General features: G+C 74.7%; 26 protein-coding genes and 1 riboswitch. Of the genes, 22 read left to right on the top strand and 4 right to left on the bottom strand.

Annotation, left to right across the window (positions count from 1 at the left end; all coding sequences use genetic code 11):
- Positions 1-121: 121 nt before the first annotated feature.
- The 6 genes from AB0I11_RS24950 (at position 122) to AB0I11_RS24925 (ending at position 7,716) form a co-directional block, all read left to right on the top strand.
- A complete protein-coding gene (locus tag AB0I11_RS24950; protein WP_357325123.1) occupies positions 122-1,105 on the top strand; it encodes an AAA family ATPase in 984 nt (327 codons plus the stop codon).
- A 72-nt stretch (positions 1,106-1,177) separates the two neighbouring features.
- Positions 1,178-2,509: a cytochrome P450 gene (locus AB0I11_RS24945; protein ID WP_357325118.1), complete on the top strand. Its 1,332-nt coding sequence runs from the start codon at positions 1,178-1,180 to the stop codon at positions 2,507-2,509.
- A gap of 42 nt (positions 2,510-2,551) precedes the next feature.
- Positions 2,552-3,112, top strand: coding sequence for a peptide deformylase (gene def / locus AB0I11_RS24940; RefSeq protein WP_357325115.1), 561 nt, complete (start codon positions 2,552-2,554; stop codon positions 3,110-3,112).
- A 5-nt stretch (positions 3,113-3,117) separates the two neighbouring features.
- Entirely contained in the window at positions 3,118-4,044 is a 927-nt protein-coding gene (gene fmt, locus AB0I11_RS24935) for a methionyl-tRNA formyltransferase (RefSeq protein WP_357325154.1), read from the top strand.
- Between the two features lie 11 nt (positions 4,045-4,055).
- Entirely contained in the window at positions 4,056-5,636 is a 1,581-nt protein-coding gene (locus AB0I11_RS24930) for a transcription antitermination factor NusB (RefSeq protein WP_357325151.1), read from the top strand.
- Positions 5,637-5,973: 337 nt separating this feature from the next.
- Positions 5,974-7,716, top strand: coding sequence for a M28 family peptidase (locus AB0I11_RS24925; protein WP_357325112.1), 1,743 nt, complete (start codon positions 5,974-5,976; stop codon positions 7,714-7,716).
- Between the two features lie 37 nt (positions 7,717-7,753).
- Here AB0I11_RS24925 and AB0I11_RS24920 read toward each other — a convergent pair whose 3' ends face one another.
- Complete coding sequence (locus tag AB0I11_RS24920) at positions 7,754-8,644, bottom strand: septum formation family protein (RefSeq protein ID WP_357325109.1); 891 nt, start codon at positions 8,642-8,644, stop codon at positions 7,754-7,756.
- A gap of 122 nt (positions 8,645-8,766) precedes the next feature.
- Positions 8,767-9,648 (bottom strand): septum formation family protein, encoded by an 882-nt coding sequence (locus tag AB0I11_RS24915; RefSeq protein WP_357325106.1) that lies wholly within the window; start codon positions 9,646-9,648, stop codon positions 8,767-8,769.
- 262 nt (positions 9,649-9,910) lie between these two features.
- Here AB0I11_RS24915 and rpe point away from each other — a divergent pair, with 262 nt between their 5' ends.
- The 7 genes from rpe to ribH all read left to right on the top strand — a co-directional run bounded on the left by rpe (position 9,911) and on the right by ribH (position 16,107).
- Positions 9,911-10,591 carry a ribulose-phosphate 3-epimerase gene (gene rpe / locus AB0I11_RS24910; protein WP_357325103.1) on the top strand — a complete coding sequence of 227 codons (681 nt, stop codon included), beginning with the start codon at positions 9,911-9,913 and terminating at the stop codon, positions 10,589-10,591.
- Between the two features lies 1 nt (position 10,592).
- Positions 10,593-11,549, top strand: a complete 957-nt coding sequence (locus tag AB0I11_RS24905; RefSeq protein ID WP_357325100.1) for a response regulator — start codon at positions 10,593-10,595, stop codon at positions 11,547-11,549.
- A gap of 81 nt (positions 11,550-11,630) precedes the next feature.
- A riboswitch (FMN riboswitch) is annotated at positions 11,631-11,803 on the top strand.
- A 169-nt stretch (positions 11,804-11,972) separates the two neighbouring features.
- Positions 11,973-13,034, top strand: coding sequence for a bifunctional diaminohydroxyphosphoribosylaminopyrimidine deaminase/5-amino-6-(5-phosphoribosylamino)uracil reductase RibD (ribD, locus tag AB0I11_RS24900; protein WP_357325097.1), 1,062 nt, complete (start codon positions 11,973-11,975; stop codon positions 13,032-13,034).
- 1 nt (position 13,035) lies between these two features.
- Positions 13,036-13,647 carry a riboflavin synthase gene (locus AB0I11_RS24895; RefSeq protein WP_357325093.1) on the top strand — a complete coding sequence of 204 codons (612 nt, stop codon included), beginning with the start codon at positions 13,036-13,038 and terminating at the stop codon, positions 13,645-13,647.
- Positions 13,644-14,342 (top strand): nicotinamide riboside transporter PnuC, encoded by a 699-nt coding sequence (pnuC, locus tag AB0I11_RS24890; RefSeq protein WP_357325090.1) that lies wholly within the window; start codon positions 13,644-13,646, stop codon positions 14,340-14,342. The genes AB0I11_RS24895 and pnuC overlap by 4 nt, the downstream gene beginning before the upstream one ends.
- The gene (locus AB0I11_RS24885) at positions 14,339-15,607 is read left to right on the top strand and encodes a bifunctional 3,4-dihydroxy-2-butanone-4-phosphate synthase/GTP cyclohydrolase II (RefSeq protein ID WP_357325087.1); all 1,269 of its coding nucleotides are present in this window, start codon (positions 14,339-14,341) and stop codon (positions 15,605-15,607) included. The genes pnuC and AB0I11_RS24885 overlap by 4 nt, the downstream gene beginning before the upstream one ends.
- Positions 15,608-15,609: 2 nt before the next feature.
- The gene (gene ribH / locus AB0I11_RS24880) at positions 15,610-16,107 is read left to right on the top strand and encodes a 6,7-dimethyl-8-ribityllumazine synthase (protein WP_357325084.1); all 498 of its coding nucleotides are present in this window, start codon (positions 15,610-15,612) and stop codon (positions 16,105-16,107) included.
- An 81-nt stretch (positions 16,108-16,188) separates the two neighbouring features.
- On the opposite strand, the gene AB0I11_RS24875 is transcribed toward ribH, so the two are convergent.
- Together AB0I11_RS24875 and AB0I11_RS24870 are read right to left on the bottom strand one after the other, a co-directional pair.
- The gene (locus AB0I11_RS24875) at positions 16,189-17,490 is read right to left on the bottom strand and encodes an MFS transporter (protein WP_357325081.1); all 1,302 of its coding nucleotides are present in this window, start codon (positions 17,488-17,490) and stop codon (positions 16,189-16,191) included.
- On the bottom strand, positions 17,487-18,137 hold the full coding sequence (locus AB0I11_RS24870; RefSeq protein ID WP_357325078.1) for a helix-turn-helix domain-containing protein: 651 nt from the start codon (positions 18,135-18,137) through the stop codon (positions 17,487-17,489). The genes AB0I11_RS24875 and AB0I11_RS24870 overlap by 4 nt, the downstream gene beginning before the upstream one ends.
- Before the next feature lie 121 nt (positions 18,138-18,258).
- Here AB0I11_RS24870 and AB0I11_RS24865 point away from each other — a divergent pair, with 121 nt between their 5' ends.
- The 9 genes from AB0I11_RS24865 (at position 18,259) to pheS (ending at position 24,647) form a co-directional block, all read left to right on the top strand.
- Positions 18,259-18,522, top strand: a complete 264-nt coding sequence (locus AB0I11_RS24865; RefSeq protein WP_043324932.1) for a phosphoribosyl-ATP diphosphatase — start codon at positions 18,259-18,261, stop codon at positions 18,520-18,522.
- Between the two features lie 48 nt (positions 18,523-18,570).
- Positions 18,571-19,416 (top strand): ATP phosphoribosyltransferase, encoded by an 846-nt coding sequence (gene hisG / locus AB0I11_RS24860; protein ID WP_357325075.1) that lies wholly within the window; start codon positions 18,571-18,573, stop codon positions 19,414-19,416.
- On the top strand, positions 19,413-20,375 hold the full coding sequence (locus AB0I11_RS24855) for a DMT family transporter (RefSeq protein WP_357325069.1): 963 nt from the start codon (positions 19,413-19,415) through the stop codon (positions 20,373-20,375). Before hisG ends, AB0I11_RS24855 begins: the two co-directional genes overlap by 4 nt.
- A gap of 38 nt (positions 20,376-20,413) precedes the next feature.
- Positions 20,414-20,842 (top strand): PH domain-containing protein, encoded by a 429-nt coding sequence (locus tag AB0I11_RS24850; RefSeq protein ID WP_357325148.1) that lies wholly within the window; start codon positions 20,414-20,416, stop codon positions 20,840-20,842.
- Positions 20,843-21,170: 328 nt separating this feature from the next.
- The gene (gene infC, locus AB0I11_RS24845) at positions 21,171-21,821 is read left to right on the top strand and encodes a translation initiation factor IF-3 (protein WP_357325060.1); all 651 of its coding nucleotides are present in this window, start codon (positions 21,171-21,173) and stop codon (positions 21,819-21,821) included.
- A gap of 19 nt (positions 21,822-21,840) precedes the next feature.
- Complete coding sequence (gene rpmI, locus AB0I11_RS24840; RefSeq protein WP_357325056.1) at positions 21,841-22,035, top strand: 50S ribosomal protein L35; 195 nt, start codon at positions 21,841-21,843, stop codon at positions 22,033-22,035.
- Positions 22,036-22,067: 32 nt separating this feature from the next.
- Positions 22,068-22,460: a 50S ribosomal protein L20 gene (gene rplT, locus AB0I11_RS24835; protein WP_030335718.1), complete on the top strand. Its 393-nt coding sequence runs from the start codon at positions 22,068-22,070 to the stop codon at positions 22,458-22,460.
- 57 nt (positions 22,461-22,517) lie between these two features.
- Positions 22,518-23,357, top strand: a complete 840-nt coding sequence (locus AB0I11_RS24830; RefSeq protein WP_357325053.1) for an RNA methyltransferase — start codon at positions 22,518-22,520, stop codon at positions 23,355-23,357.
- 216 nt (positions 23,358-23,573) lie between these two features.
- Positions 23,574-24,647: a phenylalanine--tRNA ligase subunit alpha gene (gene pheS, locus AB0I11_RS24825; protein WP_357325050.1), complete on the top strand. Its 1,074-nt coding sequence runs from the start codon at positions 23,574-23,576 to the stop codon at positions 24,645-24,647.
- Positions 24,648-24,662 lie beyond the last annotated feature (15 nt).

Below are 24,662 nucleotides of genomic sequence, written 5' to 3'. Positions count from 1 at the left end.
AAATGGGTAACAACCGCGTGATAGCATCGCCCGTCATGCCGGGGCGTACGGAGCGACGGGGCGTCGGGGCGGACGCGAAATCGATGATGTCAACCAGCCGGTGATCAGGAATGGACCAGTCGTGACCGTTCGTCAATCGATCGTTTTCAACGGTGACCTCGGCAGCGGCAAGAGCACCGTCTCGGTGGAGATCGCCAAGCGGTTGAACATGCGCCGGGTCAGCGTCGGCGACCTCTACCGGCAGATGGCCCAGGAGCGGCAGATGACCGCCCTGCAGCTCAACCTGCACGCCGAGCTGGACCAGGCCGTCGACGGGTACGTCGACCAGCTCCAGCGGGACATCGCCGCCTCCGGGGAGCGCCTGGTGATGGACTCCCGGCTGGCCTGGCACTTCTTCACCGACGCGCTCAAGGTGCACATGATCACCGAGCCGACCGAGGCGGCCCGCCGGGTGCTGGCCCGCCCGTCCGGCCCGGCCGAGAGCTACACCTCGCTGGAGGAGGCCAGGGCCAAGCTGCGCGAGCGCAGCGAGAGCGAGCGCGGCCGGTTCATCGTCCGGTACGGCGTCGACAAGGCCCGGCTGCGCAACTACGACCTGATCTGCGACACCACCCGGGCCACCCCGGAGCAGGTGATCCAGCACGTCATCGACGTCTACGAGGGGCGGCTCGGCGCCGACGTGCTCCGCGACGGGCACCCGCTGCTGCTGCTCGACCCGGGCCGGATCTACCCCACCGAGGAGATCGCCACCCTGCGCGGCCTGTGGGACTCGGAGTACGTCGGCGACGTGGCCGAGGCCGGCGACGAGGCGCTGGAGCCGCTGACCATCGGCTACACCGGGGAGTACTTCTTCGTGGTCGACGGGCACCGCCGGCTCAGCGCCGCGCTGCGCAGCGGTTTCCCGATGGTCCCGGCCCGGCTGGCCGCCGAGGTGGACGAGCCGGTCGTCGGCGGGCTGGGCGCGGTCGACTACTTCACCGCCCAGGCCCGGCCCAGCCTGATCCACGACTGGGAGGCCGCGCACGGCATCCAGCTGCCGCTGCCCGAGCACGCGCTGCTCGGCGGGGACGCGGTGCTGGCCGGGGAGCCGGGCGCCGGCGCCTGAGCGCCGGCGGGGGATCGCCGGATCCGGCGCACCGGGGCATGATGAAGGTCTCCGATGCCTGGGAGGCCGACCGTGGATCCTGCCGACGCCCTCGCGCTGCTGATGTCCCCGGCCGGGCGGGTCGACCCCTACCCGACCTACGAGCAGCTGCGCGCGCACGGGCCGGTGGTCCAGGCCGGCCCGGTGTTCTACCTGGTGACCGGGTACGCGGAGGCCGATGAGATCCTGCGCGACGCCCGCTTCGGGGTGATGGACGACGACCTGCGCGACCAGTTCATGCCCGGCTGGCGGGAGAGCCCGGCGGTGCTGTCGATCTCCCGGTCGATGCTGCGTACCAACCCGCCCGACCACAGCCGGATGCGCCGGCTGGCGGCCGGCGCCTTCACCCCGCGCCGGATCAACGCGATGCGCGACGTGATCGAGGCCCAGGCCGACGAGCTGGTCGACGGCATGCTGGCCGCCGGCCGCGACGGAGCCCCGGTGGACTTCATGGCGGACTTCGCCTACCCGCTGCCGGTCGGGGTGATCTGCGCGCTGCTCGGGGTACCGGCGGCCGACCGGCCGCTGTTCCGGCGCTGGGCCGCCGACCTCACCGGCGTCCTCGAGCCGGAGATCACCCCGGAGGAGCTGGCCGTCGCCGACCGGGGCGCCGTCGAGCTGCGCGACTACTTCACCGAGCTGGTCCGGGCCCGCCGGCGCGCCCCCGGTGACGACCTGACCTCCGCGCTCGTGCAGGCGCACGACGGCCCGGATCCGGCCGCGGCGGACCGGACGCGGGCCGGCGCCGACGGCGCCCGGCTCAGCGCCGACGAGCTGCTGGCCAACCTGATCGTGCTGCTGGTGGCCGGCTTCGAGACCACCACCAACCTGCTCGGCAACGGCCTGGTCGCGCTCCTGGACCACCCGCGGGAGGCGGCGGCGCTGCGCACGCACCCCGAGTTCGCCCCCGCCTACGTGGAGGAGTTGCTGCGCTACGACTCCCCGGTGCAGCTCACCTCCCGGATGAGCACCGCGCCGAGCCGGCACGGCGGGCTCGACCTGCCGGCCGCGAGCTGGCTCATCGTGATGCTCGGCGCGGCGAACCGGGATCCGCGCCGCTACCCGGAGCCGGCGCGCTTCGACCCGTGGCGCCCGCAGCCGCACCCGCTCTCCTTCGGCGCCGGCCCGCACTACTGCCTGGGCGCGGCGCTGGCCCGCCTGGAGGCCCAGGTGGCCTTCCCGCTGCTGCTGCGCCGGCTGCCCGGGCTGGCCCTGGCCGGGACGCCCGAGCGGCGGGTCCGGCTCACCCTGCGCGGGTACGCCACCCTGCCGGTCACGGTCGGCGGCCCGGCCGGTCGCGGTGCCTCGGCCGGGGCGGGCGCCGATCGCGGTACGCCGGCCGGGGCGGCGGGAGCGACTCCGTAGACTGGGACGGCACCACTCGTCCCAGTTAAGGAGCCACCCCGCGTGACCGTCCAGCCCATCCGTCTGTTCGGCGATCCGGTGCTGCGCACGCCGGCCGACCCGGTGATCGACTTCGACGCCGAGCTGCGCAAGCTGATCGCCGACCTGACCGACACGATGCGCGAGCAGAGCGGCGCCGGGCTGGCCGCGCCGCAGCTCGGGGTGGGCCTGCGGGTGTTCACCTTCGACGTGGACGACGTCCTCGGCCACCTGGTCAACCCGGTGCTGGAGTTTCCCGACGAGGAGGAGCAGGACGGCCCGGAGGGCTGCCTGTCCATCCCCGGGCTCTATTTCGACACCAAGCGCCGGCAGAACGTCATCGCCAAGGGCTTCAACGGCTACGGCGACCCGCTGCAGATCGTCGGCACCGGCCTGATGGCCCGCTGCGTGCAGCACGAGACCGACCACCTCGACGGGGTGCTCTTCGTGGACCGGCTCGACCCGGCCGGCCGCAAGGAGGCCATGAAGGCGATCCGGCAGGCCGAGTGGTACGACCCGGCCGCGCCGCCCACGGTCAAGCTCAGCCCGCACGCCGCCGGCAACCCGTTCGGCCTGGGGCGGTGAACCGGATGCGCCTGGTCTTCGCCGGCACCCCGGCCGTCGCCGTGCCCGCCCTGGACGCCATCGCCGCGGCCGGCCACGAGCTGCTGGCCGTGGTGACCCGTCCCGACGCGCCCGCCGGTCGGGGCCGTGGCCTGGTCCGCTCGCCCGTCGGCGCGTGGGCCGACGCGCACGGCGTGGAGGTGCTCACCCCGGCCCGCCCGCGTGAGCCGGAGTTCCTCGACCGGCTCCGGGCGCTGGCCCCGGACTGCGTGCCGGTCGTCGCGTACGGCGCCCTGGTCCCGCCGGTGGCGCTGGAGATCCCCCGGCACGGCTGGATCAACCTGCACTTCTCGCTGCTGCCCGCGTGGCGGGGCGCGGCCCCCGTCCAGCACGCCGTGCTGCACGGCGACGAGCTGACCGGGGCCAGCGTCTTCCAGCTGGAGGAGGGGCTGGACACCGGCCCGGTGTACGGCACGGTGACCGACGAGGTCCGCCCCACCGACACCTCCGGCGACCTGCTGGAGCGGCTCGCCCACGCCGGTGCCGGGCTGCTCGTGGCGGTGCTCGACGCGCTCGCCGCCGGCACCGCCCGGGCCGAGCCGCAGCCCGCCGACGGGATCTCCCTGGCGCCGAAGCTGACCGTCGAGGACGCCCGGGTGCGCTGGACCGACCCGGCGTTCGCGGTCGACCGGCGGATCCGCGCCTGCACCCCGGCCCCCGGCCCGTGGACCACCTTCCGGGACGACCGGGTGAAGCTCGGCCCGGTCACCCCGGTGCCCGACGGCCCCGAGCTGAAGCCCGGCGAGCTGCTGGTCGAGAAGTCCCGGGTGCTGGCCGGCACGGCCACCACCCCGGTGCGGCTCGGCGAGGTGCGGGCGGCCGGCAAGAAGCCCATGTCGGCCAGCGACTGGGCGCGCGGCGCCCGGGTCGCGGCGGGCGAGGTGTTCGCGTGACCGGCCCGTCCGTGCCGCGCGGCGAGCGTTCCGCCGGGGACGGCCCACGCGGCGAGCGTTCCGCCGGGGACGGCCCGCGCGGCGACCGCGCGGGCGACGCCGGGCGGTTCGCCGGCGGCGACCGGTCCCGCGACCGTGGCGGGGCCGACCGCGGCGGGCGCCGGGGCGACGGGCCGCCGCGCGAGGGGCGCTTCGGCGCGGACCGGCGCGGCGGGCCCCGCCGGCCGGTCCGGCCGGTGGTGGACCTGCCCCGGCAGGTCGCGTACCAGGCGATCGCGGCGGTGCACCGGGACGACGCGTACGCCAACCTCGTGTTGCCGGCGCTGCTGCGCGAGGAGGGGCTGAGCGGCCGGGACGCCGCCTTCGCCACCGAGCTGACCTACGGCACGCTGCGGCACACCGGCACCCTGGACGCGATCATCACCGATGCGGCCGGCCGGGACGTGGCGCGGATCGACCCGCCGGTGCGGGACGCGCTGCGGCTCGGGTCCTACCAGCTCCTGCACACCCGGGTGCCGGCGCACGCGGCCGTCTCGTCCACCGTGGACCTGGTCCGGTCGGTGGGTCCCGGCGCCACCGGCTTCGCCAACGCGGTGCTCCGCGAGGTGGCCGGCCGGGACGCCGACGGCTGGGTGGCGAAGCTCGCCCCGGCCGAGGAGACCGACCCGATCGGGCACCTGGCACTGGCGTACAGCCACCCGCAGTGGATCGTCCGGGCCTTCGCCGAGGCGCTCGGCGGCGACCTGCGCGAGACCGCCCGCCTGCTCATCGAGGACAACGAGCGCCCGCCGGTGCACCTGTGCGCCCGCCCCGGGCTGGCCGACCCGGTGGCGCTGGCCGACGAGGTCGGCGGCGCTCCGGGCGCCTTCTCGCCGTACGCGGTCTATCTCTCCGGCGGCGCGCCGGGTGAGCTGGCGGCGGTGGCCGACGGGCGCGCGCACGTCCAGGACGAGGGCTCCCAGCTGGTGGCGAACGCCCTCGCGGTGGCCCCGCTGGACGGGGCGGACGGCCGCTGGCTCGACCTCTGCGCCGGTCCGGGCGGCAAGGCCGGCCTGCTCGGCGCGCTGGCCGCGGAGCGCGGCGCCCGGCTCACCGCCGTCGAGGTGGCCGAGCACCGGGCCCGGCTGGTCGCCCAGGCCACCCGGGGGCTGCCGGTCACCGTGCTGCATACCGACGGGCGCACGGTCGGCGCCGACCCGAAGCTGCCCGAGGGGCACTTCGACCGGGTGCTGGTCGACGCGCCGTGCACCGGGCTCGGCTCGCTGCGCCGCCGGCCGGAGTCCCGCTGGCGGCGCCAGCCCGCCGACCTGCCGCCGCTGACCCGGTTGCAGCGGGAGTTGCTCACCGCCGCGCTGCGGGCGGTCCGGCCGGGTGGCCTGGTCGCGTACGTGACCTGCTCGCCGCACACGGTGGAGACCCACGTGACGGTCACCGAGGCGGCCCGGCGGTGCGGTTTCCCGGTCGACTTCGTCGACGCCCGGCCGCTGCTGCCGGCCGGCATGCCCGGTCTGGGCGACGGGCCGACCGTGCAGCTGTGGCCGCAGCGGCACGGCACCGACGCGATGTTCCTGGCGGTGCTGCGCCGGGGCTGAGCCCGACCCGGGTCGACGCGTCCCGGCGGCTTCGGGCGGGCTCCGGCACGGCCCGCCCGGGGCTGTCGGGGGCGCGAACGGTGGGCTGAACGGCTGGTCGTCGCGGGGGAGTGGGCCGCCGGGCGGATGTGCCGGAATGCGCCGCGCCTCGGACGCCTCAACCCCCATCGCACGGAACCTCGCTCCGCGCACCATGTGACACCCCGTTGACTCTTAGATCGATACATGTAACTGTTCCGATCGCCGGTCCCCGCCGGCCCCGGGGCTCTCCCACCGGAGACCACCGGTCGCGCCACCCCCCGCCAGCACGTCCCGCCGACCCCCACGAGGAGTCTCCATGAGACGCAGCACGCCCGCCGCCGGCCTCGCGCTCGCCCTCTTCGCCGCCATGACGGCGACGGTGACCGCCACCGCCACCGCCGCCTCCGCCGCGCCCGCGCCGGTGAGCGTCGCCGCCCCGCTCGCCGCCGCCGCGCCGGACATCTCGGTGACCAACGTCCAGGCCCACCTCACCCAGCTCAACACCATCGCCAGCAACAACGGCGGCACCCGGCGGGCCGGCTCGGCCGGTTACACCGCCTCGGTGGCGTACGTGAAGTCGAAGCTCCAGGCCGCCGGCTACACGGTCACCGAGCAGACCTGCACCAGCTGCACCTACCCCGGCAGCAACCTGATCGCCGAATGGCCGCAGGGCCCGGCCGACCAGGTCGTCATGTTCGGCGCGCACCTGGACAGCGTCTCCGCCGGGCCGGGCATCAACGACAACGGCTCCGGCTCGGCCACCCTGCTGGAGAACGCCCTGGTGCTGGCCAGCCAGCGCCCGACCATGTCCAAGCGGGTCCGGTTCGCCTGGTGGAACGGCGAGGAGCAGGGCCTGCAGGGCTCGAAGTACTACGTCGGCCAGCTCAGCTCGACCCAGCGGGGCTACCTCAAGGCGTACTACAACTTCGACATGGTGGGCTCACCCAACGGCGGCTACTTCATCAACCGGATCACCTCGGCCACGGCCGCGCCGCTCAAGGCGTACTGGGACTCGTTGAACCTCCAACCGGAGGAGAACACCGAGGGCGCCGGGCGCAGCGACGACTACTCGTTCGCCAACGCCGGCATCCAGACCTCCGGCTACGCCGCGGGCGCCAGCTACACCAAGACGTCCGCGCAGGCCAGCAAGTGGGGCGGCACCGCCGGGGCGGCGTACGACGGCTGCTACCACCGCTCCTGCGACACCACCGCCAACGTCAACGCGACCATCCTGAACCGCAGCGCCGACGGCGTCGCCTACACGATCTGGAACACGGCCGTCGGCGGCACCCCGACCAACGACTTCTCCGTGGCGGTGAGCCCGACCTCCGGCAGCCTGGCCCGGGGCGGCTCCACCACGGCCACCGTCAGCACCGCCACCACGAGCGGCAGCGCCCAGACCGTGAGCCTGTCGGCCAGCGGCGCCCCGAGCGGGGTCACGGTGAGCTTCAGCCCGTCGTCGGTCACCTCCGGCGGCTCGGCCACCATGACGGTGAGCGCCTCGTCGAGCGCCACCACCGGCACCTTCACCATCACCGTGACCGGCACCGGGTCGGTCATTCGCACCGCCGGCTACACCCTCACCGTGACCGGCACCGGCGGCTGCGCCGGCGGTCAGCTCATCGTCAACGGCGGCTTCGAGTCCGGCAGCTCACCGTGGACGGCGACCTCGGGCGTGATCACGAGCGACTCCGGCCAGGCGGCCCGGACCGGGTCGTACAAGGCCTGGCTGGACGGCTACGGCAGCTCGCACACCGACAGCCTCGCCCAGACGGTGAGCCTCCCGGCCGGCTGCGCCAGCTACAGCCTCGCCTTCTGGCTGCACATCGACACCGCGGAGAGCACCACGTCGACCGCGTACGACAAGCTGACCGTCCAGGTCGGCAGCACCACCGTGGCGACGTACTCGAACCTCAACGCCGCCAGCGGCTACCAGCAGCGCACCGTGAACCTGGCCGGGTACGCCGGGCAGACGGTCACCCTGAAGTGGACCGGGGTCGAGGACGCGTCCCTGCAGACCAGCTTCGTCATCGACGACGTGACGGTGCAGGTCGGCTAGGCGCGCTCCGGCGGGGCGGGCCTGGTGCCCGCCCCGCTCACCGGACCGGCAGGCCCTTGCTGCCGGCGCCCCGCAGCGAGCGGGTCAGCGTCCGGTCGGACAGCCAGAGGAAGCACTGCACGCCCCGCTCGCCGTTGCGCCACTCCGCCTCGAAGGGGTGGTAGATGATCGTGCCGGCCCGGTACTGCAGGTCGCCGTTGTTCGGCACCTTGACGTACTTGGCGATCAGACCCCGGCAGGCCTTGTGCGCGCGCAGCGAGGTGCGCTTGAACTCGGCGTACGAGATGTCGGGGAACTGGTAGACCCCGACGAACTCGGCGTGGTGCTTCGCCGTACAGGCGACCGGGCGCATCTGTTGGATGTCGTCCTTGACCAGCTTCGGGTTGAAGCAGCCGAAGGCCAGCGGGGAGCCCGCGGCGAGCGCGCCCCGCAGGCTGGCGGTACGCGACGTGACGCTGCCGTCGTCGAGGCTGGTCACCTCCGAGGCGTCGCAGCGGAACCAGCGTGCGCCGCCGCCCCAGGCCAAGGCCGACGGGAAGACCACGCCGACGGCCAGGCGCCCGGACCGCCAGTCCGCGCCGACGGCCTTGCTCGCCTGGGTGTCGCACTGGGCGCGGGCGGCGCGCATCCCGGCCGAGCCGGCGCGCGGCGGCGTGGACCGCTCGGCGTCCGGGCCGGTCAGCGTGCCCACGTAGAGCGTCTCCGCCCGGTGCGAGGCGGTGCAGTCGACCGGGTTGTAGCCGCTGAGGTAACCGACGTCCTGGATGGTGACGTGGCAGGTCCCCGCGTCCGGCAGGAACGCGGCGGCCTTCGGCAGCGCGGGCCAGTCGTCGGCCAGGTCACGGTCCACCCCGCCCGGCGCGCCGCACCCGGTCAGCGCCAGCGCCGCCGCGGCACCCGCCGCGATCGCCGTCCACCATCGCCGCATCGCACCGACCTCCCCGTCGTCGTGGTCACCCGGACCCGCACCGCGCGCCGGCCCCGGCCCGTGGCCCTGCCGCGCGCCGGAACGGCCGACCGTCACGGCGGTGCAGCATACGGCACGGACGCTCAGATGACCGGTAGTCCCTCCGGGCCGGCGCCGCGCATCGACCGGTTGAGCCTGCGGTCGTCGCTCCACAGGAAGCAGCGCACCCCCCGGTCGCCCTCCGTCCACTCCCGCTGCGACGGCGGATAGAAGATCGAGCCGGCCCGGTACGGCAGGTCCGCGTTGTCGGGCACCTCGGCGAAGGCGGCGATGAGCGCCATGCAGCGGCGGTGCACCTGCGGGGCGGCGCGCAGGAAGTCGGCCCAGCTCATGTCCCGCTCCACGAAGACGCCGACGAACTCGGCCCGGTGCGGCTCGGTGCAGAGCACCGGGGCCATGTAGTTGAGGTTCTCGCCGATCAGCTTCGGGTCGAAGCAGCGGTGCGCCAGCGGATTGTCGCCGACCAGCGCGCCGCGCAGGCTGCCCACCCGGTTGACCGGGCGGGTGTTGTCGATGCTGTCGGTCTCGGCCAGGTCGCAGCGGTACCAGCGGGCCCCGGCCAGCCAGGCGGCCGTCGTGGGCAGCGCGATGTTCAGGGCGAGCCGGGCCGCGTGCCAGTCCCCGCCGATGACCTCCCGGGCCCGTTGGTCGCACTCGGCGCGGGCGGCCCGCAGCGCGGGCGAGCCCGGCTCGGGGCGGGGGCCGGTGGCGGCGGACCCGGCGAACGTGCCGACGTGCACCACCTCGGCGAGGTGGCTGCGCGCGCAGTCGACCGTCTCGTAGCTGCCGGCCGGCACCACCGGCGTGATCCGGGGCAGGCAGGCGTCGGTGGCGGGGACGAAGACGCGGGCCTCCGGGAGCGCGGGCCAGTCGTCGGTCAGGTCGCCGTCGGCCCGGTGCCCGGGCACGCAACCCGCCAGGAGCAGCGTCGCCGCGCCGGCCAGCGCCAGGAGCCACCGTCGCATCGTCCGCCCTTTCCGGGAGATGACAGGCGGTCGCCGGGGCCCGGATGGCGGGCGTACCGCCGCCGGGGCGTGCAGCATACGGGACCGTCCCTGTTGGAGTGTCGCGGTCTTTCGGTCGTTCGGCCAGTAGAGTCTGGCTCCTCGTTCCGGATTATTCCTCCGGACGGGCCGATCCCGCACCGCGGGTCACGCCCGGGTCACGGCGCGTTCCCGCGGGTGCCGGGTGGTGAACGGCGGGTCACCGCGTTCGTACACTGGCCCGGTGACCGTACCGCCGCTGATCGTCGCGCCCAGCATCCTGGCCGCCGACTTCGCCCGCCTCGCCGACGAGGTTCGTGCCATCGAACACGCCGCCGACTGGCTGCACGTGGACGTGATGGACAACCACTTCGTGCCGAACCTGACCATCGGCCTGCCGGTGGTGCAGAGTCTGCGCGCGGCGACCGAGCTGCCCTTCGACGTGCACCTGATGATCGAGGACCCGCGCCGCTGGGCCCCCGGGTACGCCGACGCCGGCGCCTACAACGTCACCTTCCACGCGGAGGCGTGCGACGACCCGGTGGCGCTGGCCAAGGACCTGCGCTCGGCGGGGGCGAAGGCGGGGCTGGCCATCGACCGGGACACCCCGATCGAGCCGTACCTGGAGCTGCTGCCCAGCTTCGACACGCTGCTGATCATGACGATCAAGGCGGGCTTCGGCGGGCAGCGGTTCCTCCCGCAGCTGCTGGAGAAGGTCCGCACCGCCCGGCGGCACGCCGCCGCGGGGCACCTGGAGCTGCGCATCGAGGTCGACGGCGGGATCGCCGACGACACCATCGCGCAGGCCGCCGAGGCGGGTGCCGACGCCTTCGTCGCCGGCACCGCGGTCTACGGCGCCGACGATCCGGCCGAGGCGGTACGCCGGCTGCGCGGCCTGGCGGAACGCGCGACGACCGGGGCCTGACGTGGAGCCGGCCGGCGAGCGACCCGACGTCATCCTGGTCGTCGACGACGACGAGGACATCGCCCGCTTCGTCGAGTTCAACCTGCGGCTGCACGGGTTCGAGGTGCTGCACGCCGGCGACGGCCAGGAGGCCCTGGAGATCATCGAGCAGCGCCGGCCCGACCTGGCCGTGGTGGACCTGATGATGCCCCGCATCGACGGACTGGAGCTGACCCGCCGGCTGCGCGCCGACCCGATGACCTCGGCGCTGCCGGTGATCATGCTGACCGCCAAGGGGATGACCGTCGACAAGGTCAACGGCCTCAGCGCGGGCGCCGACGACTACCTGGTGAAGCCCTTCGACACCGCCGAGCTGGTCGCCCGGGTCAGCTCCACGCTGCGGCGCAACAAGGAGTTCCGCGAGGTCTCCCCGCTGACCGGGCTGCCCGGCAACAGCCGGATCCGCCGCGAGATCAGCGACCGGGTGCGCAACGGCGTCGACTACGCGGTCGGCTACATCGACATCGACCGGTTCAAGAGCGTCAACGACCGGTACGGCTTCGTCCGCGGCGACGAGTTCATCTCCGCGCTCGCCCGCAGCCTGCACCGGGCGGTCGTCTCGATCGGCCTGCCGCCGGCCTTCCTCGGCCACGTCGGCGGCGACGACTTCGTCATCGTCTGCACCCCGGCCCAGGTCCGGCCGCTGACCAGCCGGGCCGTGGTCGACTTCGAGAAGGCCGCCGACGCCCTCTACGACCCCACCGACCGGGAGCGCGGGTTCGTCGAGCTGAAGGACCGGCGCGGCAACATCCGCCGGGCCGCCCTGGTCACCCTCTCCATCGGGGTCTCCCTCTCCGACTCCGGCAAACGGTTCACCGACCCCCTGGAGGCGATCGCGGTCGCCTCCGAGATGAAGACGGTCGCCAAGAGCCAACCCGGGTCGTACGTCGCGGTCGACCGGCGGCGGGGCGTGACGTGACGAACCACCCGTCGCTGTGAGGTAGCTCGCCTCGGTGGCACGCGCCCCCGTCCGGCGTGTAAGACTTCCCCTGTACCCACCACGCGCTGGCGGGGCTCGGTGAAATTCCGAACCGGCGGTGATCCACGGTCCGACCGTGGTAAGCCCGCGACCCGGACGGCTTCGGCCGGACGGTGGACCTGGTGAGAATCCGGGGCCGACGGTTGGGGTGCGGCTCGTCCGCCCCCAGACAGTCCGGATGGGAGACAGCGCGCGGGACGGGGAGGCCCCTGCCGGCCGCTGGCATGCTCAGCCGCCGCGTGGGCTCTCTCCGGGGTCGGCTGTGCCGTCCCCGGATCTCCGCCGCCGCGTGTCCGCGGCACCCGTGCCGTCCGTCTTCCGCCCGTCCGCGCGTGCCCGGCGAGCGAGAGGACAGGGCTGGCGATGGCGAGCGTCTCCGTCGACGAGGCGATGGGTCGCGCGATCGAACTGGCCGCCCGCGGCCTCGGCACCACCAGCCCCAACCCGGTGGTGGGCTGCGTGCTCCTCGACCCGGCCGGCGAGATCGTCGGGGAGGGCTTCCACGCCTACGCCGGCGGCCCGCACGCCGAGATCGTCGCCCTGGCCCAGGCCGGCAGCCGCGCCCGCGGCGGCACCGCCGTGGTCACCCTGGAACCCTGCGACCACACCGGCCGCACCGGCCCGTGCAGCCACGCGCTCATCGCGGCCGGGATCGCCCGGGTGGTGGTCGCCGTCGGCGACCCCAACCCGGTCGCCTCCGGCGGCGCGGCCACCCTGCGCGCCGCCGGGGTCCAGGTCCAGGTGGGGGTACGCGCCGAGGAGGCCGAGGCCGGCAACGTCGCCTGGCTCACCTCGATGCGCCGCGGCTGGCCGTACCTGATCTGGAAGTACGCCGCCACCCTCGACGGGCGCTCCGCGGCCGCCGACGGCACCAGCATGTGGATCACCTCCGAGGCCGCCCGGATCGACGTGCACGCCCTGCGCGGCACCGTGGACGCGGTGCTCGCCGGGGTCGGCACGGTGCTCGCCGACGACCCCCGGCTGACCGCCCGCAACCTGCGCGACGGCACGCTGGCCATCCGGCAGCCGCTGCGGGTGGTGGTGGACAGCACGGGGCGTACCCCGGCCGACGCCCGGGTCCGCGACGGCGCCGCCCGCACCTGGATCGCCACCGCCGCGGAGGTCGGCGCCGGCCCGGACGGCCGGGTCGACCTGCCCGCGCTCCTGGCCGAGCTGCACCACCGGGGTGTGCGCGCCGCGCTGCTGGAGGGCGGCCCCCGGCTGGCCGGGGCGTTCCTGGCCGCCGGCCTGGTCGACAAGGTCGTCGGGTACGTCGCGCCGAAGCTGCTCGGCGCCGGCCCGACCGCGCTGCTGGACGCCGGCGTGACGACCATCGCCGACGCCATCGACCTGGAGCTCACCGACGTTACGCAGGTCGGTCCCGACCTGCGGATCACCGCGCTGCCCCGGAAAAGGGAGGCCTGAGATGTTCACCGGCATCGTCGAGGAGTTGGGCGAGGTCATCCGGATCACCGAGACCGGGGGCGACTCCGCGCTGGTCGCCCTCCGCGGCCCGCTGGTCACCTCGGACGCCCGGCACGGCGACTCGATCGCGGTCAACGGCGTCTGCCTGACCGTGGTCGACGTCGACGGCGGCGTCTTCACCGCCGACGTGATGGGGGAGACCCTGCGCCGCAGCGCGCTGGGCGCGCTGCGCCCGGGCGACCCGGTCAACCTGGAACGCGCCGCGGCGCTGAACAGCCGCCTCGGTGGGCACCTGGTCCAGGGCCACGTGGACGGGGTCGGCGAGGTGGTCGCCCGGGAACCGGCCGCCCAGTGGGAGACGGTCCGCTTCCGGCTCCCCGCCGGCCTGTCCCGGTACGTGGTGGAGAAGGGCTCGATCACCGTCGACGGCGTGTCGCTGACCGTCGCCGAGGTCGGCGACGACTGGTTCGCCGTCGGGCTGATCCCGACCACCCTCAAGCTGACCACCCTCGGCGCCAGGGGCGTCGGCGACGCGGTCAACCTCGAGGTGGACGTGCTGGCCAAGTACGTCGAGCGGCTGCTCGGCGACCGGCTCGCCGGGGGTGCCCGGTGACCGGCCCGCTCGGCTGGCTGCTCGACGCCCAGGTGCACGTCGCCGGCTCGCCGGTGCTGGTCCGGGAGATCGTCGGCAACGTCTTCGGTCTCGCCTCGGCGCTGCTCGGGCTGCGCCGGCTGGTCTGGGCCTGGCCGGTCGGCATGATCGGCAACGCGCTGCTGTTCACCGTCTTCCTCGGCGGGGTCTTCGCCACCCCGCAGGCGCACGACCTCTACGGCCAGGCCGGCCGGCAGGTCTTCTTCTTCGCGGTCAGCGTCTACGGCTGGTGGCGCTCGTCGCGCAACCGCCGCTCCGGCGACGGCCAGCGGCCCGCCGTGGTGCCGCGCTGGGCGACCGGGCGGGAGCGGCTCGGCCTGCTCGTCGTGGCGGTGGCCGGCACCGCGGCCGGGTACCCGGTGCTGGCCGCGCTCGGCTCCTGGGGGCCGCTGCCGGACGCCTGGATCCTGGTCGGCAGCCTGCTCGCCACCTACGGGATGGCCCGCGGCTGGGTGGAGTTCTGGCTGATCTGGATCGCCGTCGACGCGGTCGGCGTGCCGCTGCTGTTGCGCGGCGGCTTCTACCCGTCGGCCGCCATGTACCTGGTCTACGGCGGGTTCTGCCTGGCCGGCCTGGCCGCCTGGTGGCGTACCTCCCGGGCCACCCCGCCCGCCCGCACCGACATCCCGCCGACGTACTCGGAGGCCGTGGCATGAGCAGCACCTTCGGCAGCATCGAGCAGGCGGTGGCGGACATCGCCGCCGGCCGGCCCGTGGTCGTGGTGGACGACGAGGACCGGGAGAACGAGGGCGACCTGATCTTCGCGGCCGAGCTGGCCACCCCGGAACTGCTCGCGTTCATGGTCCGCTACACCTCGGGTTACATCTGCGCCCCGCTGACCGAGAGCGAGTGCGACCGGCTGGACCTGCCGCCCATGCACCACACCAACCAGGACCGGCGGGGCACCGCGTACACGGTGACCGTGGACGCCCGGGAGGGGGTCAGCACCGGCATCTCGGCGGCCGACCGGGCGCACACCATCCGGCTGCTCGCCGCCGCCTCGACCGACCCCACCGACCTGGCCCGCCCCGGGCACGTGGTGCCGCTGCGCGCCCGGGAGGGCGGGGTGCTGCGCCGCCCCGGGCACACCGAGGCGGCCGTGGACCTGACCCGGCTGGCCGGGCTGCGTCCGGCCGGCGTCCTCTGCGAGCTGGTCAACGACGACGGCACCATGATGCGCCTGCCCGACCTGGAGAAGTTCTGCGCCGAGCACGGGCTGACGCTGATCACCATCGCCGACCTGATCGCCTACCGCCGGCGTACCGAGAAGCAGGTGGAGCAGGTCGCCGAGGCGCGGATGCCCACCCCGTACGGGGTGTTCCGGGCGCTCGGCTACCGCAGCGACTTCGACTCGGCCGAGCACGTCGCGCTGGTCATGGGCGACCTCGGCGACGGGCGGGACGTGCTGGTCCGGGTGCATTCGGAGTGCCTCACCGGGGACGTGTTCGGCTCGCTGCGCTGTGACTGCGGCCCGCAGTTGCAGGCCGCCCTGGCCCGGGTCGCCCAGGAGGGGCGGGGCGTGGTGCTCTACGTGCGCGGGCACGAGGGGCGGGGGATCGGCCTGCTGCACAAGCTGCAGGCCTACCAGCTCCAGGACCAGGGTCGGGACACCGTGGACGCCAACCTCGACCTGGGCCTGCCGGCCGACGCCCGCGACTACGGCACCGGCGCGCAGATCCTCTACGACCTGGGCGTCCGCACGATGCGGCTGCTGACCAACAATCCGGCCAAGCGGGCCGGCCTGGAGGGGTACGGCCTCACGGTGAGCGGCCGGGAGGGGCTGCCCGTGCGGTCGAACCCGGAGAACGTGCGCTACCTGCGCACCAAGCGGGACCGGATGGGCCACCTCCTGGAGGGGCTGGACGAGGTGACCGAGGCGCCGATGGGGCGTCCGGTGGCCGGTGACGAGATCGGAGCGTAGGAATGGCGGGTTTCGGGGAACCGGGCGCGAGCGCGGTGGACGCCGCCGGGCTGACCGTCGGGATCGTGGCGGCGCGCTGGCATGGCGACCTCACCGACCACATGGTCGACCGGGCGGTGGCGGCCGCCGAGGCGTGCGGCGCCCGGCCGGTGGTGGCCCGGGTGGCCGGCTCGGTGGAGCTGCCGGTGGTGGCGCAGGCGATGGCCCGCCGGTACGACGTGGTGGTCGCCCTCGGCGTGGTGGTGCGCGGCGCCACCGCCCACTTCGACTACGTCTGCCAGTCGGTGACCGAGGGGCTGACCCGGGTGGCCCTGGACGAGGGCAAGCCGGTGGCGCACGGGGTGTTGACCGTGGACACCCTCGAGCAGGCCCGGGACCGGGCCGGCCTGCCCGGCTCGGCCGAGGACAAGGGCTGGGCGGCCACCGTGGCGGCCCTGGACGCCGCGCTGGCCGTGCGTGGCCTGGACGCCGCCAACGGCCGCCGGGTCGGCTTCGCCTGACCGCCCTCTCTGCCGAGTGACCGCTCCCCGGCCCGACCGCCGGCCACCGTCGGCGCGGGCCGGGGAGCGCACCCGAACCGCTCACCCGGCCGGCGCGTCGACCCGTGGTGCGATCTGGTGGGGAACACCGGTGTCGGCCGGCCCGCCGGCCGGGGCGGACGGCGCCGAGAGGTGGCGGCCGGTGAGCAGGTAGCCGCCGGCGGCCAGCAGCAGGGCCCCGATCGCCGCGAACAGCAGGCGGTAGTCGACCAGCCCGACCAGCAGCGCGCCCAGCCCGATGGCCAGCGACTGGGGTCCGCTGGCGAGCGCGTCCAGCGCGGCCGAGGCGCGGCCCAGCAGCTCCGGCGGGGTCTGCCGTTGCAGCAGGGTCATGGTGCCCACCAGGGCGACCGGCAGCCCCAGCCCGATCAGCACGGCGGCGGCGACGGCGAGCGCGAGCACCGGCCAGACCGGGGCCAGGAAGCCCACGGCGACGGCGGACACGCCGAGCGCCATGCCGCCCAGCTCGCCGAGCCGGCGCACCAGGGCCGCCGACGCCAACCCGCCGAGCAGGCCGCCGATGCCCTGCAGGGAGACCAGCACCCCGAGGAAGGCAGGCTCCCGCCCGAGCCCCTGGTCGACGTAGGCGAACCAGAGCGTCTCGCCGAACCCGAGGCCGACGGTGGCGGCCACCACGGCCAGCAGGGCCCGCCGCAGCGCCGGCTCGCGTACCAGGTGCCGCACCCCGGCGACCACCTCGGCCCGCCAGCCGCCGGCGGCTCCCACGGTCGCCTCCGGCGGGGCCGTCCCGGCGGGTCCGTCGCCGCCCGCCGCCGGCACCGGAGCCGGGCGTACGGCCAGCCCGACGGCGGCCGCCGCCAGGAATCCGAGCGCGCAGACGGCGGCCATCGCGGGGCCGCCGAGCAGCACGTAGAGCCCGGCGCCGAGCAGCGGGCCGACCAGCCGCAGCCCCTGCTTGACGGTCTGGGTGACGCCGTTGGCGTCGGGCAGCAGGCCGGCGGGGACCAGTTCCTGCACGAGCGCGGTGACGGTCGCGCCGAGCGCGATGTAGGACAGGCCGTAGCCGGCGGCGACCGCGTAGACGACCCAGAGCCGGCCGGCGTCGTGCACGGCCAGCAGCGGCAGCAGCAGACCGGCGGTGGCCGCGTTGAGGGCCACGAACAGGGTGCGGCGGGGCATCCGGTCGACGACCCAGCCGGCCAGCGGGGCGAGCACCATCGGCGCGGTCAGCGCCAGGAAGGTGGCGCCGGCCAGCCCGTCGGAGCCGGTCAGCTCCTTGACCCAGATGGCCAGGGCCAGCAGCAGGATCGACTCGGCGATCATGCTCACGGTCAGCGCGACGAAGAACAGCCGGAAGTCCCGCCGGCGCAGCAGTTCTCTCATCGGTCCCCGTTCCGCTCCGCGTCGGTGTCGCCGGCGACCGGCGCGTCTTCGGTGTCCGCGCCGCCGGCGACCGCCGTCCCGTCGACGTCGGGCACGGCCCAGGCGAGCAGCCGTACCGGCCGGGAGCCGGGTGGGCGCGCGGCCGGGTCGCCCAGCCGGTTCAGGTGGCGGGCGAGCACGGAGCTCAGCTCCGCCTTCAGGTCCCGCAGCTCCGCGGCGGTGTACCAGCCGATGAACTGGTGCAGGAAGTCGACCTCGCGCCAGCCGGGGGACTGCTGGCGCCGGACGGCCAGCCAGTCCCGCAGCTTGCGGTGTTCCAGGTCGAGCAGGGCCAGCAGGGCCGCGTCCCCGGCCTGCGCCAGCGCCGGGCTCTCCGCGCCCTCGCCCCACCGGTGTCCCTCGGTGACCAGCCGCCACGGCCGCTGCCGGCCGGTGCCGCCGTCCGCCTCGGTGACGAAGCCGTAGCGGGCGAGCTGGCGCAGGTGCCAGGAGCAGTTGGCCGGGCTTTCGCCGACCCGCTCGGCGACCTCGGTGGCGGTCAGCGGGCCGTGCAGGGCGACCGCGTCGAGGACGCGCAGCCGCAGCGGGTGCGCGAGGGCGCGCAACGTGTCGACGTCGGTGATCTTCCGGGATCGCGGTTCGGCCACGGTCGAAGCGTACCTTTCGAAAGCTCCCTTTCGAAAGCCCCCTTTCCAAGAGTCCGGCATGTGGTCCGGGTCCGGACCCGGCGCGTACCGCGACCGGCCGGGGCTGGAAGAATCGCCTCCCGTGAAGACGTTCGAGGAGTTGTTCGCCGAGCTGCAGGCCAAGGCCGCCGCCGGCACCCCGGGCTCGGGCACGGTCGACGCGCTCGCCAAGGGGGTGCACTTCATCGGCAAGAAGGTCGTCGAGGAGGCGGCCGAGTCGTGGATGGCCGCCGAGCACGAGGGCCCGGAGCGCGCCGCGGAGGAGATCTCCCAGCTGCTCTACCAGGCCCAGGTGCTGATGCTCGCCACCGGTCTCGAGCTGAAGGACGTCTACCGACATCTCTGAGTGCCCCCGCCCGCTGATCATCCGATCATTCGAAGGAGCACTCTCCCCATGCTGCGTGTCGCCGTACCCAACAAGGGCGCCCTGGCCGAATCGGCCGCCGGAATGCTGCGCGAGGCGGGCTACCGCCAGCGCACCGACCCCAAGGACCTCGTCTGCCGGGACGAGGCCAACGACATCGAGTTCTTCTACCTGCGCCCCAAGGACATCGCCACCTACGTCGGCTCCGGCGACCTGGACGTCGGCATCACCGGCCGCGACCTGCTGGTCGACTCCGGCGCGCCGGCCGAGGAGATCGTCGACCTGAACTTCGGCCGGGCCACCTTCCGCTTTGCCGCCCGCCCCGACGACGTGGACTCGGTCCAGCAGCTCGGCGGGCACCGGATCGCCACCGCGTACCCGGGGCTGGTCGAGCGGCGCCTGGCCGAGCTGGGCGTCAAGGCCGAGGTGATCCGCCTGGACGGCGCGGTGGAGAACGCCATCCGGCTGGGCGTGGCCGACGTGGTCGCCGACGTGGTGGAGACCGGGGCCACCCTGCGTCAGGCCGGTCTGGTGGTCTTCGGCGAGCCGCTGCTGCGCTCCTCGGCGGTGCTGGTCCGGCGGGCCGGCGCCCCCGGCTGCGCCCAGCAGGAGCAGCTGCTGCGCCGCCTGCACGGCGTGCTGGTCGCCCGCCGGTACGTGATGCTCGCCTACGACGTGCCGGCCGGCCTGCTCGACCGGGCCAGCTCGCTGACCCCCGGCATCGAGTCGCCGACGGTCTCCCCGCTGCACCGGGAGGGGTGGGTCGCGGTGCAGGCGATGGTCCTGCGCGACGACGTGCACCGGATCATGGACGAGCTGTACGAGCTGGGCGCCCGGGCCATCCTCGTCACCAACATCCACGCCTGCCGGCTGTGAGGCCGCTGCCGGTCCCGGCCGCCCTGGCCGTGGTGGTGCTGGGCGGGGTGGGCTCGGCCGCGCAGGGCGTGGTCAACGCCGAGCTGGGGGAGCGGACCGGCGACCCGCTCCTCGGCGCGGTGGTCAACAACCTCGGCGGCAGCCTGCTGGTGCTGCTCGGGCTGGTCGCGGTCCCGTCGATGCGGGCCGGCCTGGCCGCGCTGCGCCGCGCCCGCCTGCCCTGGTGGGCCTACCTGGGCGGGCTGGGCGGCGCGGCGATCGTGGTGATCGGCCCGTTCGTCGTACCGGCGCTCGGGGTGGCGGTCTTCACCATCGCCCAGGTGGCCGGGGGCAGCCTCGGCGGGCTGGGCGTCGACCGGGCCGGGCTGGCCGCCACCGGCCGCCTGCCGCTCACCGCGCCCCGGGTCGCCGGCGCGCTGGTGGGAATCGCCGCGGTGGCCCTCGCCCAGCTCGGCCAGCCGGTCGGCGACCTGGCGATCGGGCTGGTGCTGCTCTCGGTCGGCGGTGGCCTGGCGGTGGCGTTCCAGTCCGCCCTCAACGGGCGGCTCGCCGCCCAGGTCGGCCCGGCCGCCGGGCTGGCGGTGAACTTCGCGGTGAGCACCGCGGCGATCGCGGCGGTGGCCGCGCTGGCCGGCGCGCTCGCCGACCACCCCGCCTGGCCGGCCCAGTGGTGGCTGTACGTGGGCGGCCTGTTCGGGGTGGGCATCGTCCTCGCCCTGCTGGTCGGCGTCCGGGCCGCCGGCGTGCTGCGCACCGGCCTGGCCCTGGTGGCCGGCCAGCTCGGCGGCGCCCTGCTGCTGGACGTGGCGCTGCCGGGCGGTGCCGGGGTGCGGCTGCCGGTGCTCGCCGGCGCGGCGCTCACCGGGGTGGCGGTGCTGGTGGCCGGAGGGCGGCGGGGCACGCCGGTCCGAGTGGCGGCCGAACCGGACCCCGCACCGGATGGCAGACTGGTCGGGTGAGCGATGCAGTGGTGACCGTGCGGCCGCGCCGGCTGCGGATGGTCTGCTGGGTGTCGGCCGGCGCCCTGGTGGTGGTGTTCGCCGGGCTGGCCACCTCGCTGACCGGGACCACCGGCGACGGCTACGGCACGTTCCAGCGTGGCGACCAGCTCGCCATGGTCGGGCTGGGCGTCTTCGCCGCCCTCGGTGTGCTGCTCTTCACCCGCCCCCGGGTGGTCGCCGACGCGAAGGGCGTCCGGGTGCGCAACGTCCTCGGCTCGTACGACCTGCCGTGGGAGGTTGTCCGCGGGGTCCGGTTCGACCGGGGCGCCCCCTGGGCCAGCCTCGAGCTGCACGACGACGACCTGCTGCCGATGGTCGCCCTCCAGGCCGCCGACAAGGAGCACGCGGTGGAGGCGGTGCGCGCCCTGCGCCGCCTGCACGGGGCGCACCCGGCGGTCCGGGCCGACGATCCCGCGCCGCGCTGAGCCCCGGGCCCGGTTTGGGGGCCGCTGCGGCGAGGGTGTAGTGTTGCGGAGTCGACCAGACTGCCTCCGTCCCTGACGTGCGGGCAGTCGTTGAAGCGGAGCGCCTGCTCCCACCCGAGTCGCCCCCGTAGGCGGCCGGGTCCGGTCACCGGTTCCGGGCACGTCCCGGTCCCGGATGCGCGATCATTGTGATCGTGCCGACCGGTCGAGTGGGCCCTGGCATGCGCCGGGGCCTTCTGCTTTCCGGGCCGGCTCCCGCCCGGGAGCCCACGGAGTCGGCACCGTAGGACACTCGACTCGAGGAGGCCCCATCAGCGTCGAACCACGCGTGAACGAACAGATCCGGGCACGTGAGGTCCGACTGGTCGGCCCTGAGGGTGAGCAGGTGGGCATCGTCCCGCTGGAGCGCGCCCTGCAGCTGGCCGCGGACGTCGACCTGGACCTGGTCGAGGTTGCGCCGATGGCGCGCCCGCCGGTGTGCAAGCTCATGGACTTCGGCAAGTTCAAGTACGAGAGCGCACTCAAGGCGCGCGAAGCGCGGCGTAACCAGCAACAGACCGTCATCAAGGAGATGAAGCTCCGGCCGAAGATCGACCCGCACGACTACGAGACCAAAAAGGGTCACGTGGTGCGGTTCCTCAAGGCGGGCGACAAGGTCAAGGTGACGATCATGTTCCGCGGTCGCGAGCAGAGCCGCCCGGAGCTGGGTTACCGGCTCCTGCGTCGGCTCGAGTCCGAGATCACGGACCTGGGATACGTCGAGGCCGCTCCCAAGCAGGACGGCCGAAACATGATCATGGTTCTCGCTCCGCACCGGGCCGTCAAGGCCTCCGCGGTCGCCGCCACGGCGTCCCGCGGTGGACCGCGCGACCGGGCGGCGGAGGAGTCGACCGCCCCGGCAGACGGCGAGACCCCGGCGGCCGGCGAGACCGCAGCAGCCGGCGAGACCGGCCCGACCGCTGACACCAGCGGCCAGTAACAGGGGAGAGACGTTCCACATGCCGAAGATGAAGAGCCACACGGGTATGGGCAAGCGGGTCAAGGTCACCGGCAAGGGCAAGATCGTTGCCCAGCAGGCCGGCCTTCGCCACCACATGGAGCTGAAGCCCTCCAGCCGGACCCGGCGGTTGACCGGCACCGTCGAGCTGGCCAAGGCCGACGTCAAGCGCATCAAGAAGCTGCTCGGCCGCTGACGCGCGCCACCTGAACCGAAGAAGGAGTTGAGATGGCACGCGTCAAGCGGGCTGTGAACGCCCAGAAGAAGCGTCGTACCCTGCTGGAGACCGCGAGCGGTTACCGCGGTCAGCGCTCCCGGCTCTACCGCAAGGCCAAGGAGCAGGTGCTGCACTCGATGCAGTACGCCTACCGGGACCGTCGCGACCGCAAGGGCGACTTCCGGCAGCTCTGGATCCAGCGGATCAACGCCGGCGCCCGGGCCAACGGCATGACCTACAACCGGCTGATCCAGGGCCTGCGCCTGGCCGGCATCGAGGTCGACCGCAAGATCCTGGCCGACCTGGCCGTCAACGACGCCGCGGCGTTCGCCGCGATCGTCGAGCTGGCCCGCGCCGCCGTGGCGGCCGAGGGCACCGGTGGCGCCGCGGCCCAGGCCGCCTGATCCACCTCTAGCGGCAGACCGCGGACCCACCCGGACCAGCAGATCGAGGCGTCTCCCATGCCGTCAGCACCGCACGGGAGGCGCCTCGACGCTGTTCCCGGCCCGTTCACCCCGCGTACCCCGCGGGTGGTCGCCGCCCGCCGGCTCCAGCGCCGCCGGGACCGCGAGGCCACCGGCCGGTTCCTGGCCGAGGGGCCGCAGGCGGTCCGGGAGGCGCTGGCCCGCGCCGGCACCGTGGTCGAGCTCTTCGGCACCCCGGCCGCGCTCGACCGGTACGCCGAGCTGGCCGCCGCGGCCGCCCGCGCCGACGTGCCGGTCTCCGAGGTCACCGACGAGGCCCTCGCCGCGCTCGCCGAGACCGTCGCCCCGCAGGGCCTGGTCGCCGTCTGCCGGCACCTTGACGTACCGCTGGACGACGCCCTGGCGCGGGGGCCGCGCCTGGTCGCGGTCCTCGCCGAGATCCGCGACCCGGGCAACGCCGGCACCGTGCTGCGCACCGCCGACGCGGCCGGCGCGGGCGCGGTGATCTTCGCGGGCGACGCGGTCGACCCCTACAACGGCAAGTGCGTGCGGGCCTCCGCCGGCAGCCTCTTCCACGTCGACGTGGTCCGGGCCACCGACCCGGTCGCCGTGGTCGCGGCGCTGCGCTCCGCCGGGCTCACCGTCCTGGCCACCACCGGGTACGGCGACAGCGACCTCGACGACCTCACCGACGCCGGCCGGCTGGCCGCCCCGACCGCCTGGCTCTTCGGGTCGGAGGCGCACGGGCTGCCCGCGGAGCTGACCGCCGCCGCCGACGCCCGGGTCCGGGTGCCGCTGCACGGGCGCGCCGAGAGCCTGAACCTGGCTGCGGCCGCGGCCGTCTGCCTGTACGCTTCAGCGAGAGCACTGCGCTGACGCGATCGCGTCGCGCGGCACACAGCAGGGGAGTCGTCCACGTGATGAACGCGCCACGGCGTTCGTTTAGCCAGCCCGCCGGTGTCGGCGGGCGGCGGGCCTGACCCTTCCCCTGCGCGACCTCCCACCGGCGGGCTGCGGCGAAGCCGCGCGTCCGTAGACTCGCCTAGCCGCCCCGAAAGGGCCGGCGCCGCCGTGAGGGAGTGCCCGTACGCCATGAGCTACCGCAACGATCCGTACGACCCGAAGCAGGTCGCCCTGCTCGACCCGGACGCCCTGGCCGGGGCCGTGGCCGACGCCGAGAAGGCGTTCGCCGCCGCCACCGACCCGGACGCGCTGACCGCGCTGCGCCCCGCGCACCTCGGGGACCGCGCCCCGGTCTCCCTCGCCCGCCGGGAGATCGGCGCGCTGCCACCGGCCGCGAAGGCCGACGCCGGCAAGCGGGTCAACGAGGCCCGCCGGGCCATCGAGTCCGCGTACGCCGCCCGGCAGGAGATCCTGGAGCGCGAGCAGGCCGAGCGGGTGCTGGTCGAGGAGCGGGTCGACGTCACCCTGCCCTACGACCGCCGGCCGCGCGGCGCCCGGCACCCGCTGAGCACCCTGATGGAGCAGATCAGCGACCTGTTCATCGGGATGGGCTACGAGGTGGCCGAGGGCCCCGAGGTCGAGCTGGAGTGGACCAACTTCGACGCGCTGAACATCCCCGCCGACCACCCGGCGCGCGGCCTGATGGACACCTTCCACATCGCACCCCCGGCCGGTGCGGAGAGTTCCGGCCTCGTTCTGCGGACCCACACCTCGCCGGTGCAGGCGCGCACCATGCTCACCCGCCAGCCGCCGATCTACGTGGTGGTGCCCGGCCGGGTCTACCGCACCGACGAGCTGGACGCCACCCACGCGCCGGTCTTCCACCAGGTCGAGGGCCTGGTGGTGGACAAGGGCATCACCATGGCGCACCTGCGCGGCACGCTGGACCACTTCGCCCGGGCCATGTTCGGTGAGGGCGCGAAGACCCGGTTCCGGCCGCACTACTTCCCGTTCACCGAGCCGTCCGCCGAGTTCGACGTCTGGTTCCCGGAGCACCGGGACGGTCCGCAGTGGGTCGAGTGGGGCGGCTGCGGCATGGTCAACCCGCGGGTGCTGCGCGCCTGCGGCATCGATCCGGAGGTCTACTCCGGATTCGCGTTCGGCATGGGCATCGACCGGACCGTGATGTTCCGGCACGGGGTCAGCGACATGCGGGACATGGCCGAGGGCGACGTGCGGTTCACCCGCGCGTTCGGGGTCTGACGGTACGGGCACGAG

Origin of the sequence: Micromonospora sp. NPDC050495, assembly GCF_040655175.1 — a bacterium.
Lineage (GTDB): Bacteria > Actinomycetota > Actinomycetes > Mycobacteriales > Micromonosporaceae > Micromonospora.
The sequence above is the reverse complement of the archived record's forward strand: the minus strand, read 5'-3'. Positions and strand labels throughout refer to the sequence as shown.